This is a genomic window from Guptibacillus hwajinpoensis (genome assembly GCF_020171785.1).
Lineage (GTDB): Bacteria > Bacillota > Bacilli > Bacillales > Guptibacillaceae > Guptibacillus > Guptibacillus sedimenti.
In genome coordinates this window covers 25629-41674 of record NZ_JAIVAE010000003.1, presented here as the reverse complement: position 1 = coordinate 41674, position 16046 = coordinate 25629, and the positions used below count along the sequence as shown (strand labels likewise).

The 16046-nt window shown below is 40.1% G+C and carries 14 protein-coding genes and 1 riboswitch; of the genes, 1 reads left to right on the top strand and 13 read right to left on the bottom strand.

Annotation, left to right across the window (positions count from 1 at the left end):
- Positions 1 to 99: 99 nt before the first annotated feature.
- The 12 genes from LCL91_RS04270 to LCL91_RS04215 all read right to left on the bottom strand — a co-directional run bounded on the left by LCL91_RS04270 (position 100) and on the right by LCL91_RS04215 (position 12839).
- Complete coding sequence (locus tag LCL91_RS04270; protein WP_224880251.1) at positions 100 to 1689, bottom strand: PucR family transcriptional regulator; 1590 nt, start codon at positions 1687 to 1689, stop codon at positions 100 to 102.
- 267 nt (positions 1690 to 1956) lie between these two features.
- Entirely contained in the window at positions 1957 to 2199 is a 243-nt protein-coding gene (locus LCL91_RS04265) for a hypothetical protein (RefSeq protein WP_224880249.1), read from the bottom strand.
- 14 nt (positions 2200 to 2213) lie between these two features.
- The gene (locus LCL91_RS04260) at positions 2214 to 2444 is read right to left on the bottom strand and encodes a hypothetical protein (RefSeq protein WP_098443666.1); all 231 of its coding nucleotides are present in this window, start codon (positions 2442 to 2444) and stop codon (positions 2214 to 2216) included.
- A gap of 4 nt (positions 2445 to 2448) precedes the next feature.
- Positions 2449 to 3930, bottom strand: coding sequence for an NCS1 family transporter (locus tag LCL91_RS04255; protein ID WP_224880247.1), 1482 nt, complete (start codon positions 3928 to 3930; stop codon positions 2449 to 2451).
- A 24-nt stretch (positions 3931 to 3954) separates the two neighbouring features.
- On the bottom strand, positions 3955 to 5373 hold the full coding sequence (gene hydA, locus LCL91_RS04250; protein WP_224880246.1) for a dihydropyrimidinase: 1419 nt from the start codon (positions 5371 to 5373) through the stop codon (positions 3955 to 3957).
- Between the two features lie 15 nt (positions 5374 to 5388).
- Positions 5389 to 6669 carry an NAD-dependent dihydropyrimidine dehydrogenase subunit PreA gene (gene preA / locus LCL91_RS04245; RefSeq protein ID WP_224880244.1) on the bottom strand — a complete coding sequence of 427 codons (1281 nt, stop codon included), beginning with the start codon at positions 6667 to 6669 and terminating at the stop codon, positions 5389 to 5391.
- Positions 6670 to 6689: 20 nt separating this feature from the next.
- The gene (locus tag LCL91_RS04240) at positions 6690 to 8051 is read right to left on the bottom strand and encodes an NAD(P)-dependent oxidoreductase (protein ID WP_224880242.1); all 1362 of its coding nucleotides are present in this window, start codon (positions 8049 to 8051) and stop codon (positions 6690 to 6692) included.
- A gap of 83 nt (positions 8052 to 8134) precedes the next feature.
- The gene (locus tag LCL91_RS04235; protein WP_224880241.1) at positions 8135 to 9025 is read right to left on the bottom strand and encodes a nitrilase-related carbon-nitrogen hydrolase; all 891 of its coding nucleotides are present in this window, start codon (positions 9023 to 9025) and stop codon (positions 8135 to 8137) included.
- A gap of 241 nt (positions 9026 to 9266) precedes the next feature.
- Positions 9267 to 10139: a 5'-methylthioadenosine/S-adenosylhomocysteine nucleosidase gene (locus tag LCL91_RS04230; RefSeq protein WP_224880239.1), complete on the bottom strand. Its 873-nt coding sequence runs from the start codon at positions 10137 to 10139 to the stop codon at positions 9267 to 9269.
- A 217-nt stretch (positions 10140 to 10356) separates the two neighbouring features.
- A riboswitch (purine riboswitch) is annotated at positions 10357 to 10459 on the bottom strand.
- Between the two features lie 162 nt (positions 10460 to 10621).
- Positions 10622 to 11362 carry an ABC transporter permease gene (locus tag LCL91_RS04225; protein WP_224880237.1) on the bottom strand — a complete coding sequence of 247 codons (741 nt, stop codon included), beginning with the start codon at positions 11360 to 11362 and terminating at the stop codon, positions 10622 to 10624.
- Complete coding sequence (locus LCL91_RS04220; RefSeq protein WP_224880234.1) at positions 11359 to 12270, bottom strand: ABC transporter ATP-binding protein; 912 nt, start codon at positions 12268 to 12270, stop codon at positions 11359 to 11361. Before LCL91_RS04220 ends, LCL91_RS04225 begins: the two co-directional genes overlap by 4 nt.
- Before the next feature lie 158 nt (positions 12271 to 12428).
- On the bottom strand, positions 12429 to 12839 hold the full coding sequence (locus LCL91_RS04215; protein ID WP_224880232.1) for a thiol-disulfide oxidoreductase DCC family protein: 411 nt from the start codon (positions 12837 to 12839) through the stop codon (positions 12429 to 12431).
- Positions 12840 to 12964: 125 nt separating this feature from the next.
- Here LCL91_RS04215 and LCL91_RS04210 point away from each other — a divergent pair, with 125 nt between their 5' ends.
- Complete coding sequence (locus LCL91_RS04210; protein ID WP_224880230.1) at positions 12965 to 14320, top strand: MATE family efflux transporter; 1356 nt, start codon at positions 12965 to 12967, stop codon at positions 14318 to 14320.
- 34 nt (positions 14321 to 14354) lie between these two features.
- On the opposite strand, the gene LCL91_RS04205 is transcribed toward LCL91_RS04210, so the two are convergent.
- A complete protein-coding gene (locus tag LCL91_RS04205; protein ID WP_159782568.1) occupies positions 14355 to 15974 on the bottom strand; it encodes an ABC-F family ATP-binding cassette domain-containing protein in 1620 nt (539 codons plus the stop codon).
- Positions 15975 to 16046 lie beyond the last annotated feature (72 nt).

The window sequence follows — 16046 nt, the reverse complement described above, 5'->3', positions numbered from 1 at the left end:
CCTTTAATCTTTCCTATTTTCATTGTAGGGGATGTAATGGCTTTCATTCATTAGACAAAACGTAACATGGATATACTACGTTTTGTACACGTTGCACATTTAACCCTGCTGTTTTAAATAACTGTATGCATGAATAGCGAATTCGATTGCTAAACGTTTCGGTGAACACATGAAATCTGGACCAAGTAATTCCTCTAGTTTTTCTAATCGATGATAGAGTGTTTGTCTCACTACATAGAGTTGTTCAGCAGTTTCCTTTTTTGACCCATTACAACACATATAGACTTTTAAGGTGTTTAAAAGATTACTATTGTTCTTTACATCATATTCAATAACCGGATCTAAATAATCATACATAAACTCATTTAGCTCTTTTCCTTTAGCTAGGTGGAAGATCATACGGTAGATATGAAAGTCGTTGTAATAGGTAACGAGGGAAGGGTTTATCGACATCTTGTCATTCATCGTGATGGTTTCAAGCGACGAATCATAGCTTCTGTGCATGTCTTTTAATAATCGGACATGTTTCCCAACCCCGATTTTTTCAACTTCTGGGACAGTTTCTTTCTGTAAAATATCACTTTGTAGAAAGCGTTTAAAAGCTTCACGTAATCGTTCTTCCACATTTTCTTCTGTCCGCCGATTTAGTACAATAATGATCAGCTTATTCCGAGTTGTTAACGATAATATAAAAAAACCTTCCTGCTCAAACATTGAGCGCATAAGGAGCATAAAATACGTCATTTGAGAAGATGTGTATGAATCATGTGGCTTTTTAAATTTGCATGTACATACATGAAGTCCACGTGGGATGAGCGTTTCGTCTACGTCAACGAGATAAGACAAAATTCGCTCTTCTGTGTGCTTGCCTTCAAGCCAGTCATATAACCACTCTGTCTCTAATGCTCGCTTCTTTTCTTCAATATATAGCTCTCGAAGAAGATATTGAGCAATTGCGGTTGCGCTACGATCAAGTAGTAACATGTCATAATCTGAGACGGACGCATGCTGTGCTGGTACAAGACTAAGGTTTGCAAAATGATAATCCATTGCACGAACGGGTTGAAGTACGAGCCCTTTCCCGTCAGGTTGAATTTTCAGAAAATGCATGAAAGTTTCTCGTTTTTCTTCTGTCGCTTCTGGCACAAAAATAGGGGCTGCTTCTTTTGGATTATAAATGACCTGCATACCTGTTTTTATAGACAATAGCGATAAAATCTTCGTTAAACATCCAGGAAGAAGAAGGAGACGGTTTAGCTCTTGTGAAAATTGTTCGAGATCTGAAATCATTTGATAATGATGGGCAATTAAAAGGGAGTGAAGATCTTGGGTGATATCTACAAAGCGAACTTCTTTTGTAAATACAATGATGGGGAATTGATGTTGATTAGCAAGTTCGATAATTTCTAAGGGGATATGATCCATATATGTACCAATTTCAATACAAAGACCTGCAGCATAACTTTGGATCAATTGTTTTACGATCGAACGAAAAACCTGCACATTATCTTTCCATACAAAGCCAGTCGATAGAATTAATTCTTCTCCATGTAAAAGCTGTTTCACACTCGTTACTTCCATCACGTGCACCCATTTAATCCGTCGAGTTAAGCCTTCTTTACCAGCTATGACAGTAGCATGTTGAAAATGATCTCTTTCTAACACTTCATGGACTGTTAAACTGGTCATTCGCAGCATCCGATCACTTCCTATTCTGAAGATTATATGATTAATCTAACCATGAAGTTTTGTAATGATGGGGAATTGTGGAAGATTATCTTTCAGTCATCATTTATGTTAGCGCTTACATCTCGTGAGAATAACTTTACTATATGATCAAAATCATTTCTACTTATTCTCTATATTGTGACACAATTAGTCATAATGCCAGATTTTATTTATTTAATTTTAGTACGGTATATGAAATTTAAATAATAAATAAAAAACACCGGGCAACTATTGCCCGGATTCTATTTCCCATTCATATTCATCTAATAGTTCCATGAGATAATAATACTGTTTTTTACTTCGAAAGTCCGTCTCTTTCCAATTGGATCGAATCCATGAAGTTAATTCCGCTGCTGAATTGAATATTTCTCCGCTCGTATCCGCTTTTCTTATCATATAGCGACCGTTTTCCTCATCGATTGTCACTTCACATGGATAGGCGCTATCTTTTGAATACAAGTTGTACTCCATCTCTTCCCTCCTCCTTAAGTAACGGATTGGATCTGTTTTAATAGAAGAGCTGAGAAATATTTTCTCCCATTTGCTGTCTGAATATGAAGAATTTCATTCGAAATTTCACCTGACTTTACGTCCTTTAGAACAAACTCGATGAATGCTCCACTTAAATTTTCCGTAATTCCATTTATACGATAGCCACGATCTATAAAATAGTCGATCTTCTCGCGTTCAATTAAGTAATGCTGATGTTCTTTCATCACCTTACCTCCTTTCATCAAGTCCACTACCGACTTCTTGCACAGCTTGCGATTCGCTGTCACTGCCGATGATCCAATCACGCCCAACTGTAATGCCGAGAAATTTCTCATCACTTGGATCCAGCATTTCTGCTTGTTTGTATTTTTTGAACCACCAGTACTTTGCTAATACATAATAAGTGCCAGCGCCTACGAGAAAACCGACTAAAAACGAGTAGTTAGAAAGGAAATAAGCAGCTAATCCCCCGATGAACCAGGCGATAAAACCAGCAGCATTAACACCGTTCATATAGCGATACTGGCCATCTTTCTCATACAAGTCTGGCACATTTACGCGTCTTTTGCGTAAAAGATAATAGTCAGCAAAGAGAATACCAACGATAGCGGATAAGATCCCGCCCACGATCAATAGAATAGGGATAAGTATATTAAATAGACTCCAAGGCTGAACAACCGATCCAACAATACCGGCAATGAATACCCCAGCCCAAAACGGTACTCTCGGGCCTCCAACATTTGAAAAAATTGTTGCAGCTGGCACAAGATTTGCAGAAACATTTGTTGACCACTGTGCAAGAACAATCATTAATAGAAGGACACCTAGAACCAAACCTGTCGCGGCTTCTTGTAACGCAACGACTGGATCGTAATTTGATACAGCAATGTAAGACACACCACCGATTACGACCATGAAGGTCTGGGTAATCGGTAGCGCAACCATACTACCGACAAGTGTTCCTTTATTTCTTTTTACCCAGTTTCGTTCAAATTTAGGGGCTTTAATGAAGCGAGAGATCGATGGAATGTCAGCTGAAATCGTTGCCCAAAATCCCATATTACTAAAGATGACGACGAGAAAAGCAGTTACTGCAGCGCCACCTGTTACGGGACTTTCAATCCAAGCCCACACTTCTCTACCTTGAGAAATGGCTTGTTCTGAAAGAGATGCGTACATCCAAACCGAAATAATGATAATAACCGGTGCGGCAAGATCTGCGAATCGTTCCACAGCTTTAATGCCTAGCGCTGTATTAACAAGCTGAACAGTAGCAAAAATAAGGAAACAGACGAACCAGTTATCAAATCCAAATAGAACGTTTAAAATTGCATTCATCGCGGTTGCGCCAAAGTAAGTGTTGATGCCAAACCAGAATGATGCTGCAAGTCCTCTAACGATTGAGGGTATATGGGTTCCAATCGTTCCAAAAGGCGCTCTCATATAAACGGGAAAAGATAACCCATGTTCAATGCCAATATCACCTATTACCGTAATAAACAACCCAATTCCAATCGTTCCAATAATCGTTGCAACCACGACCCATGTTAGTGATAAGGATTGAACCCCTGCTCCACCAATTGCAAACGCTGCAAGCACAACAGCCATCCCAACCCACATCATGGCAAACCCGCCAGTCCCGATCTTTTTATCCTTATGAGCAATTGGCAAAAGGTCCGGTGATTTTAAATAGCTTTCCTCTTTTTTCATTCAGCTATCTCCTTTTTCAGTCTCTTACTGGATCATCATCGGCTTGTCTGTCATATTTGTCGTCTTGCCATACTTTGCTCGTTTCAGATACTGTCCTGAACCCGGTGTTCCTACAAATTGTTTGTTTTTGATAACAAACTCTCCTCTTACTAGTACTGTTTCAGGTTCACCAGTCACTTCCATCCCTTCGAATGCATTGTAGTCAACTGCCATATGGTGTGTGTCGGCAGAAATTTTTCGTTTTGTTTCTGGATTAAAAATGACTAAATCCGCATCTGCTCCAATCGAAATGGTTCCTTTCTTTGGAAATAACCCAAATAGCTTAGCTGATTTTGTAGAAGTAATATCAACAAATTTGTTTAATGAAATCCTACCTTTTCGAACCCCTTCTGAAAAAAGAATGCTAAATCGATCTTCAATCATTGGTCCGCCATTTGGTATTTTGGTAAAATCATCTCTTCCTAAATCTTTTTGACCATTAAAGTCAAAAGAGCACTGATCCGAGCCAATGGTTTCTAGCTGTCCCGTTCTAAGTGCATTCCAGAGCGCATCCTGATTCCATTTTTCCCTAAGGGGCGGACTCCACACATATTTTGCGCCTTCGAAGTTCGGTTTCTCTAAGTACGATTGGTCTAAAACAAGGTATTGTGGGCACGTTTCTCCATGTATGTCATAACCTTTCTTTCTTGCTTCCGCAATCTTATCCGCCGCTTCCTGACAACTTACGTGAACGACATATAATTGAGAAGAAGCGAGTCCTGTTAATTGTGCAGCACGCCCAGTCGCCTCTCCTTCAACTTCCGGTGGCCTTGTAAGAGCATGATAAATCGGCTCTGTCTGTCCTTTGGCTAACGCTTCTTTCGTTAAATATTCGATAACATCTCCATTTTCGGCGTGAACCATAACTAGCGCTCCATGTTCTTTCGCAGCTAATAGCGTACGATAAAGGGTTTCATCGTCAGCTTGAAAGACGTTTTTATAGGCCATAAATACTTTAAAAGATGTAATTCCTTCTTGATTGATCACAGCAGGTAATTGATCTAATACCTCATCATTAATTTCACTAATCATTAAATGAAAGCTATAATCAATCACCGATTTATCTTTTGATTTGTCGTGCCATGTTTTAATTGCGTGAGAAAGTGGTTTTCCTTTTTCAGTGAGACAAAAATCAATGACCGAGGTTGTTCCGCCAAACGCTGCCGCTATCGTTCCAGTCTCAAAATCGTCTTTTGTTACTGTGCCTCCAAATGGCATTTCCAGATGTGTATGGGGGTCAATACCGCCTGGAAAAACATAGCGATCCGTAGCATCAACAACTTCAGCACCCTCCACTTCAATGCTTTTTCCGATAGAAGATATCACGCCATCTGATATAAGAATATCTGCCTGATACGTTTCACTTGCCGTTACAATTGTTCCATTGCGAATGATTTTTTTCATAAAAAACCCTCCTATTTATTTTGTAACTTTATAATCTTTAAGCGAAGTAATGAGCGATTGGCGTTCATTCCAGGTCATCGGTGGCAAGTCACTTTTTAGCTCAACCATATCAATTGCACCATCAACTGGACAGACGATTGAACATAAATTACAGCCAACACAATCTTCTTCTCTTACTTGAAGAATGGCATGTCCTTTTGGATCTTTTAACATATCAATACATTGATGAGAAGTGTCTTCGCAGGCAATGTGACATTTATTGCAATTAATGCAAACGTCATTATTAATCCGCGCGACAACTTTGTAATTGAGGTCGAGGTTTCCCCAGTCTGAAAAGGTAGGAACAGATTTTCCAATAATATCTTGAACTGAAAGGATGCCTCTTTCATCAAGATACGTAGACAAACCGTCGATCAGATCTTCGACAATACGAAAACCGTGGTGCATCGCTGCAGTACAAATCTGGACATTGCTTGCGCCCATCAACATAAATTCAATCGCATTCTGCCAGTTTGACACCCCGCCCATTCCAGATATCGGGACATTAATACGACTATTTCTTGCACATTCACTGACCATGTTTAATGCGATCGGCTTCACGGCAGGTCCACAATAGCCACCATGTGCGCCTTTTCCTCCAACATGCGGAATCGGTCGCCACGTATCAATATCCACTCCAGCAAGGCTATTAATCGTATTAATCATGCTTACTGCATCTGCTCCACCCCTAACGGCAGCCTCAGCCGTAGCGGTAATATCCGTAATATTAGGTGTTAACTTAACAATAACTGGTGTTTCAGCCGCTTCTTTTGCCCAATAGGTTTGTTTTTCTACAAGTTCAGGCACTTGCCCAGAAGCAGACCCCATTCCTCGTTCAGCCATTCCATGAGGACAACCAAAGTTTAGTTCTAGACCATCTACACCTGCGGCCTCTGTCTTTTTAACGATTTCATGCCATGCTTCTTGATTGGGCTCAACCATCAACGAAGCAACAACAGCATGATTCGGAAACTTTTTCTTCGTTTCATAGATTTCCTTCAAATTCACTTCCAGCGGTCGGTCTGTAATGAGCTCAATATTATTAAATCCAGCTACGCGCTGCCCATTAAAGTGAACGGCTGCGTATCTTGAAGAAACATTTAGAATTGGATCCCCTAACGTTTTCCAAACAGCTCCTCCCCATCCTGCTTCAAACGCACGCTGCACTTGATAGCCTGAGTTCGTAGGTGGTGCAGATGCGAGCCAAAATGGGTTCGGTGAAGTAATCCCCGCAAGATTCGTTCTAAGATCTGCCATCATTATTCCCCTTTCTCCCATTACGCTGAGTACGTTTCTTTTAAACTTTCATGCATATGATAAGCAGCGGTTTTCCCCTGTTGGGCCGCGGAAACAACCATGGCTTCTCCCTGACCTTTTCCAAAGATCACATCGCCACATGCATAGATTTTTGGATTGGATGTTTCCATCGTATCTGGGTTAATTAAAATAACGCCGTCGTTATGCGCAATACCAAGTTCTTCAATAAAAGAAAGATGACGCTTTTGCCCAATCGCCTTGACGACTGCATCGCATTCAATCAAAAATTCAGAGTTTGGGATAGGTTCAGTTCTCCTTCTCCCGTCCTCAGCCGGTTCTGAAAGCTTCATTTTCACGCATTTCATCCCTGTAACTTGTCCTGACTTATTTGTGACAATTTCGACTGGTTGCGTTAACCAGCGAAACTCAACGCCATCTTGTTTGGCGAATTCGTATTCAGAATCATAGGCAGTCATTTCTTGTTCGGATCGACGATAAAGAATTTTCACGTTTTCTGCTCCAAGCCGAACAGAGCAAGTAGCACCATCGATTGCAGTATTACCTGCGCCAATCACTACCACTTTCTTATCTTTTAAGTGAGTTGGAAATGGTGCGTCTTTTGTCATTTTTACAAGTTCAATCGCATCATAAACGCCCTCCGCATTTTCACCTGCAATTTGAAGATCAGGGACGTTTGCCATTCCAATTGCTAAAATCACGCGATCATTCGTTGCAAGAAGCTCATGAAATGGAATATCTACGCCAACCTTTACACCCGTTTTAATCGTAACGCCCAAGTTTTCGATTTGCTCAACTTCCCATAAAGATATGGCCTTCGGTAAGCGAAATGAGACGATCCCATACGTATCGAGCCCCCCTGCTTGCTTTTCAGCTTCATAAACCGTCACGCTATACCCAAGCAGAGCAAGCTCACGAGCGGCAGATAATCCCGCTGGACCTCCCCCCACAATGGCGACGCTCTTACCGTTTGGTTGACCTTCTTTAAATAGGACCTGATCATTTTTTATTGCCCAATCAGTGGCGTACCTTTGAAGGTTTCCGATTAAAATCGGTTTCGTCGAATGATTAAGTACGCAAGCACCTTCACATAGTTCTTCAGTTGGACAAACTCTTGCACAGCTTGCCCCTACTGGATTGGCTGTCATGATTGTTTTAGCGGAACCTTTCATATTACCTGACGCGATTTTCTTAATAAAGGTAGGGATATCAATGCCGGTTGGACACGCCTGGATGCACGGAGCATCGTAACAATAAAGACACCTTTGCGATTCTTGAAACGCTTCCTGGTTCGTGAGCGGTGGTGTGACTTCGGTAAATCGTTTCTGAAGCTCTCGTTGAATCATTGGTTCGCTAGTACTCATATGAGTCCCCCCTATAAATAAAATGAGCTCTGTTCTGCAAGAGCTTTAAACGAAAAAGCAGGTGGCCAAGCCACACCTGCTCGCTAAGGTAATAATGACGTCATTTCTCCGTAAGTTTCTGGACGGCGATCACGATAAAATTGCCATGTATCTCGAACTTCTCGAATCATCTTTTTATTCACTTCACCGATAATAACTTCATCTTCATCACGCGAGCCCATCGCAACAAAGTTGCCACGTGGGTCTACCAAATACGATTGACCATAAAATTCCCCCATATTCCATGGCGCTTCCGTCCCAACGCGATTAATCGCTCCTAAATAGTAGCCGTTCGCAACCGCATGGGCTGGCTGCTCAAGCTTCCATAAATATTCAGAAAGTCCAGCTACTGTAGCTGAAGGGTTAAAAACAATCTCTGCTCCGTTTAACCCAAGTAAGCGCGCTCCTTCAGGAAAGTGACGATCATAACAAATGTATACGCCAATTTTACCGAAAGCCGTATTAAACACCGGATATCCGAGGTTACCTGGTTTAAAATAATACTTTTCCCAGAAGCCGTGTCCGTTCTCTCCAACCGCAACGTGAGGAATATGTTGTTTTCGGTATTTTCCTAGATAGGAACCGTCCGCATCAAGGACAGCTGCTGTGTTGTAATAAGTAGAGATACCTTCACGTTCATATATAGGTAATACGATCACGATTCCAAGTTCACGAGCAAGTGCTTGAAATCTTACTGTCGTCGGTCCCTCAGGAATTTCCTCTGCAGCGTCGTACCACTTCGTATTCTGCTCTGCACAGAAATACGGTCCATAGAAAATCTCTTGTAAACAAACAATTTGAGCTCCCTTTTCACTTGCTTCTCTTACAAGCTGAATATGTTTTTCAATCGCTTTTTGCTTATGCAACTCAACCGGTTCATTGCCATCCACCTCATTTTTCGCCTGAATTAACCCGATTTTTACTGAATCTGACATATGTATACCCTCCCATTCAAGTAATTAACTGAATTTTCTTTCTAATGAAAGTGTAGAAGATTCATTTCTTTGATACACTATACAAAGTGTAAAATGAAATCCACAAAAAACTAGCATATTGTCGCAAGTAGGAAAGTTGGATAGAAGAGAAAATAAAAAAACAGCTTAAGAAAAGTGCGTCTTACCTTGCACTTATGACTTAAGCTGTTTCTTGTTAAAACACGGCCGGATTCTAGTTATTTTATTGATTCTTTATATATTGTTGGACAACTTTGTAAACATATTCTTGATTTGCTTCAGCGGTATTTGGGTTATATTCTCCTCCGTTTACTTTATTATTTGAAAGAATACGAATCCCAAGGAAAGGAACATCGTAGGCTTGAGCGATTTGAGCTCCTGCTGCGCCTTCCATTTCTTCTACGGAAGTACCATACTTCTCATGAAACCAATTAATACGATCAATTTCATTATTCCACACGTCGGCAGAACCAATCGTTCCTTCCACAACTTTTCCTTTTTGATAGTCATCTTTTACAGCGTTTGCTGCAGCAAGTAAGTCTGGGTCTCCTTCAAAGTAGCGTATATTTTCTGCATCAGGATCTTCTCCTGCGCTACCCTCAGAAGCCATTAAATCCATTGGCTTCCATTCCGTTGGCTTTATACCTTCATCCTCATTCAAATTAACCGTTTTTAGAGACCCGGTGTTCGTCGTTCTTTTGCCTAGAACGATATCAAATACATCTAATTCGGGGTCATGACCACCCGAAGTACCCTGGTTGATAATCGCAAGTGGATTGTACTTCTCGATGGCTACGGCTGTTGAAGCAGCTGTATTTTCCATACCTTTTCCTGTCTTTGCAACGATCACTGGATAATCATCTACCGTTCCTTTATAAAAAAGAAATGATCCTGAAGTTTCTTCCGTCACATTCTCTAATCTTTCTGCAAATTCTTCTGCTTCAATTGGCATTGGCCCCTGAACAAGGATGGGCCGCTCCGTTGTCTCTTGCTCTGCAGAAGATTCTGATTCAGAGTTACATGCTGACAAAACAACTAGCAAAAGTAAAGTTAGCATCGTTGTTGCTACGTATTTTTTAATCACTGGTTTCCTCATGGTTGCTCTCTCCCTAGTATGTATGTTCGGATATTTTTTAAATAAACACGATAACCTGTCTGACTAACCTTTCTTTTGCTGCTCCCTTCTAGAATATCATTCTCGTATTCGTGAAAAAAAAAGTCTGGATGGTGTAATGTTCTACCCTCCAGACCACAAAAGTTCAAGTATAAAAAATAGCTGTCATCTTATTTTACATTATAAAAACAAAGACAGTTATCAGCATACTTCAACTCGTAGTCCAGTACTTTAACGGGAACCGGGTAGAAACGCTCAGACCATATTTCTGAGAATATACGAGTAAAATTGATTTAGTTAGTACTTAACTACCATAGCAAACCCATAACTGAGGTTCAAGTAAAACATGAATATTTTCGAATAAAAGAAATAAAACGTTCGTATTTTAAACCGAATCACCAAATTAAAGGTGGTTGAAATGAGTAAAATTAAATTTTTACAACCCTTACCTTTTTCGTCTACTGCTACTTTCCGCTCCATCTAAAAAAACGAGAGGCCAGTAGGATTGAGACTACTGAAATTCCTAAAAAAATTCCTACTTCGACTCCATAAGAGGAAATGGAAGCTTCGTTCCACGTTCCACGAAGCAAATTAATGACATAATAAAGCGGAAGTAGTTTCGCAACGAACTGAAGTGCCTCTGGCATAAATGCAATTGGAAAGGTGGCCCCTGATAAAAAAAGCATGACGTTTAAAAAGAGGGAACTGATAGCTGCAGCTGCCTGGGTGTTTTTAGCTAGTGAGGTTAAGAATAGAGCAAATGGAAAGAAAGCTAGAATACTAATAACTAAAGCCAATAGTGTGCTTCCGATGTATTCGGGTAATGAAAGGCCATACATCCACATCCCAAAAACCATTAGTAACACGGCAGAAAAAAAGAAAATAACAGTTCCCTGTACAGTATGCGCTGCGAGAATTTTCCATGGTTGAAGAGGGGTTGATTGATACCTTCGCAAAACGCCTGTTTCACGGTAGCCAGCAAGAACCGTACCTAAAGTAAAAAAAGAAGTTGTTACAATATTTACTCCAATCCAAGAAGGAACAAACTGCTCAGCAAAAGTAAGGCCATTCATTTCATTTCCAACGAACATGGAACCAAAAAGCCAGATCATGACAACAGGAAAAAGAAATGTCCAAAACACACTTAAACGATCTCGAAAGAACATTTTCGTTTCTAGAATTGCTAACTGCACGACAGCGTTCATTGGACGACCTCCTCTTCGAGATAGTGTACAAATAAGTCGTCTAAAGTACCTTTCTCGAAATAGAAGTTCGAAAGAGAAATTTCTTGCTCATGACAGATGCGAAAAATTTGATAAGCTGTTTCTTGCTGATTTTTACAAAACACGTGAAATAGCCCATCATTTTCTTCAACTCTTAGCACACCGGGTATTGGTTCTATATCCTCAAGTTTTAACTGATGACTTTCGAAAGTGATATTTTTTGAAATGCTCCCACTTAATAACTGCTGTGGCGTATCAAGCGCTTTTAATTCCCCATTGTAAATCATAGCCACACGGTCGCATAATTTTTCTGCTTCCTCCATGTAATGGGTAGTAATCACAATTGTACATCCCTGTTTTCTTAATCGTTCAATCAATGACCACATTTCCCTACGTGCATGAGGATCCAGTCCCATACTTGGCTCATCAAGAAATAAGATTTCAGGCTGATGAATCGTAGCGAGTGCTAGGGTGACACGTTGCTTCCAACCTCCTGAAAGATCTTCAAAATGTACGTTTAACTTCTCGTGCAGTCCGAGTAATTCGATCAAATGATCCTTTTGACTCGGCCCATCATAAAATGATGCAAATAATTGAAGTGCTTCCTTTACTTTCATTTTCTTTTGAATCGAAGTGGATTGAAATTGTACGCCAATGCGCTTATTCAATTCGCGTAATTGTTTCGTAGGAACATAGCCTAACACATCAATCGTACCGCTGTTAGGTTTTAATATTCCTTCAAGCATTTCAAGCGTCGTTGTTTTCCCTGCACCATTAGGACCAATAATACCGAAGATTTCACCTTTTTTTACGGTGAAAGATAAATTCTTCACTGCAAACACAGAACCATATTTTTTAGTTACACCCTCTACGATAATGACGTGCTCCATGAAATCCCCCTCTCAAGTGATGCATGATTGCGATAGGTAAGAAATATGAGTGATCAATGCCTTTCTTGGTAGAAGAATTCGTATATCCTTCTTCCCTTCATTGTTTTCCATTATATAACAACGAAATTGATAGGTAAGCAATTTCAACGTTTTTCTTTTTACAAAAATCGCTTTCTTTGTTCCTTTGTTGGGATCATACAGCTTTCTTTTTTTCCGAACCATTTATAACGACGTTTGGCTATTTCGTCATAGAGCCGATCTCGAATGGAACGTGGGAAGAAGCGAAATACTAGCAATAGCTTAAAACATCCGCCAAGTTGATGAATGATCCAAAGAGCCGCTTCTGATTTAACTAGCGCCTTCCCTTCTTTGATCACAATCACACTATCTGGAACTTCTGTAAGACCAGCTTTCTTAAGAACAATCTCTGCCGTTTCTGATTGAAGCGATGCAAAAGAGAAAACGGCTTTCTTATCGTATTTAAACATAAACTTCACTAATCCATTGCATAAATTGCAAACCCCATCAAAAAGTATAATATTTGTATCCACGTCTACTCGACTTTTCATGTATTAACACCTCGTTTGTATGTTCACTATTTCACATATTTAGTGTAGCATAACTTTCTAATTGATGAGGCAGAATGTGCTATAATTTCCGTGTTCAGTATTTTACATAGCAAGGATGTTGCACCATGTATCCAACTAATTCCCTCAAGGAAAAAATCAAACTATTAATTGTGATTTTGTACCCGATTTTAATTACGCAAGTTGGTCTTTATTCAATGAACTTTGTAGACACACTCATGAGCGGAAGAGCTGGGGCGAATGATCTAGCCGGAGTTGCGATTGGGTCGAGTCTTTGGGTACCTGTCTTTACGGGCTTAAGCGGTATTTTACTTGCCATAACGCCAATCGTATCGCATTATATTGGCGCCAAACAGGAAGATCGTGTTTCTTTTTCAGTCCTGCAGGGCATTTACCTTTCTATTGCTTTATCACTTAGTATTTTAGTAGTTGGAAGTTTTATTTTGGATCCAATATTAAATACGATGGATCTTCAGGACAACGTAGCTCAAATTGCAAAAGAGTATTTAATCGGACTTTCATTTGGGATTGTTCCATTGTTTATTTACTCGGTACTTAGAAGTTTCTTTGATGCACTTGGACAGACAAGGACAACGATGCTTGTTACTCTCACATCGCTTCCAATCAATGTATTTTTCAACTATGTACTTATTTTTGGAAAATGGGGATTCCCTAAATTAGGTGGTGTTGGTGCTGGTTATGCATCAGCGATCACTTATTGGTTTATTCTTCTAATTGCATTACTGGTCGTGATAAAAGTAAGACCGTTTAGTGCATACGGTGTCTTCAAACGTTTTTATCCAGTCTCATTTTCAATTTGGAAAGAACAGTTAAAAATTGGCGTCCCTATTGGTTTTTCCATCTTTTTTGAAGTGAGTATTTTCGCCGCCGTTACGCTATTAATGAGCACGTATTCAACCGAAACGATTGCTGCTCATCAGGCGGCTATTAACTTCGCCTCTCTTCTATATATGATTCCACTTAGTATTTCAATGGCTTTAACGATCGCCATCGGATTTGAAGTTGGCGCAAGAAGATTACAAGATGCGAAGCACTACAGTTACATGGGAATTGCTTTTGCCGTTGGTATGGCTTTGTTTTCAGCTCTTTGTTTGTTTCTATTCAACGATGCAGTTGCAAGTTGGTATACAAGTAATGAGGACGTTTTCGATTTGATTAAAGTATTCTTAATCTATGCGATCTTTTTCCAGCTTTCAGATGCAGTTGCTGCTCCAATTCAGGGTGCACTCCGAGGATATAAGGATGTGAATGTGACACTCGTTATGAGCTTAATTTCTTATTGGGTGATCGGTCTTCCTTCAGGTTTTATACTTGCGAAATACACAGCGTTTGGTCCATATGGGTACTGGGTTGGCCTTAGTACTGGACTATTTTTTGCCGCCATTACGTTATTTTTGAGACTACGATATGTGCAACAATCTACACGAACGGTATACGAATAAAAGCGGATCCCAGTGGGACCCGCTTTTTAGTCTATTAGTTATACATTGCCTGCGCTTTAGCTTGCAGTTCTGTGTTTTCAAGGTACTCATCATAAGTTGCTTCTTTATCAATGATCCCTTTAGGTGTTACTTCAATGACTCTGTTAGCGATCGTTTGAATGAACTGGTGGTCATGAGATGTGAAGATCATTGCCCCTTTGAAGTTCATAAGACCATTGTTGAGCGCTGTAATTGATTCAAGATCCAAGTGGTTCGTCGGATCGTCAAGGACAAGCACGTTTGCACCGCTTAACATCATTTTCGAAAGCATGCAGCGTACTTTTTCTCCACCGGAAAGAACGCTTGCTTTCTTCAATACTTCTTCTCCAGAGAATAGCATTCTTCCTAAGAAACCGCGAAGGAAGCTTTCGCTCTGATCTTCTGGCGAGTATTGACGAAGCCAGTTAACAAGGTTTGTATCGACGCCTTCAAAGTATTCCGAGTTATCTTTAGGGAAATAAGCCTGAGAAGTCGTTACGCCCCACTTGAACGTACCGCTATCTGCTTCCATTTCACCCATCAAGATTTTAATGAGCGCCGTATTCGCAATTTCATTACGACCTACGAGTGCCACTTTATCATCTTTATTAAGCATAAAGCTCACGTTATCAAGAACTTTCACACCATCAATCGTTTTTGTTAAACCTTCTACATGTAGCACATCGTTTCCGATTTCACGATTTGGTGTGAATGCTACATAAGGATACTTTCTTGACGATGGCTTAATATCATCAAGCGTAATCTTATCAAGAAGTTTTTTACGAGAAGTCGCTTGTTTGGACTTCGATGCGTTCGCGCTAAAACGCTGAATAAACGCTTGAAGTTCTTTTACTTTCTCTTCCTTCTTCTTGTTCGCATCTTCTTTCATTGTGCGAGCAAGCTGGCTTGATTCATACCAGAAATCGTAGTTACCTACGTATACTTGAATTTTACCGTAATCAAGGTCAGCCATGTGCGTACATACTTTGTTTAAGAAGTGACGGTCATGGGATACAACGATAACGGTGTTTTCAAAGTTAATAAGAAACTCTTCTAGCCATTGAATCGCACTAAGATCCAAGTTATTCGTAGGCTCATCCAGAAGAAGAATGTCAGGGGAACCAAATAGCGCCTGAGCAAGAAGCACTTTCACTTTTTCAGAACCAGTGAGGTCAGCTAGTTTTTTATAGTGAAGATCTTCTGAAATCCCAAGACCTTTCAACAATACGGCTGCATCAGACTCAGCTTCCCACCCGTTAAGGTCAGCAAATTCACCTTCTAGCTCTGCAGCTTTCATACCATCCTCATCAGAGAAATCCTCTTTCATGTAGATCGCATTTTTTTCCTGCATAACTTCATGAAGACGAGCGTGTCCCATAATAACCGTGTTTAGTACTTCATACTCTTCGTATTCAAAATGGTTCTGCTTAAGGACGGCAAGACGCTCACCAGGTCCCATATGAACATCGCCTGTTTGCGGTTCAATTTCACCTGATAAAATCTTAAGAAACGTTGACTTACCAGCGCCATTCGCACCGATTAGTCCATAACAGTTTCCTGGAGTAAATTTAATATTAACATCTTCAAAAAGCTTACGATCACCATATCGTAAGCCGACATCTGTAACTGTAATCATTTAGGTCGTATTCCTCCATCTATCATATTATAGTGCAAATTATATCACGTTCTGTTCGGAATAGATATGAAC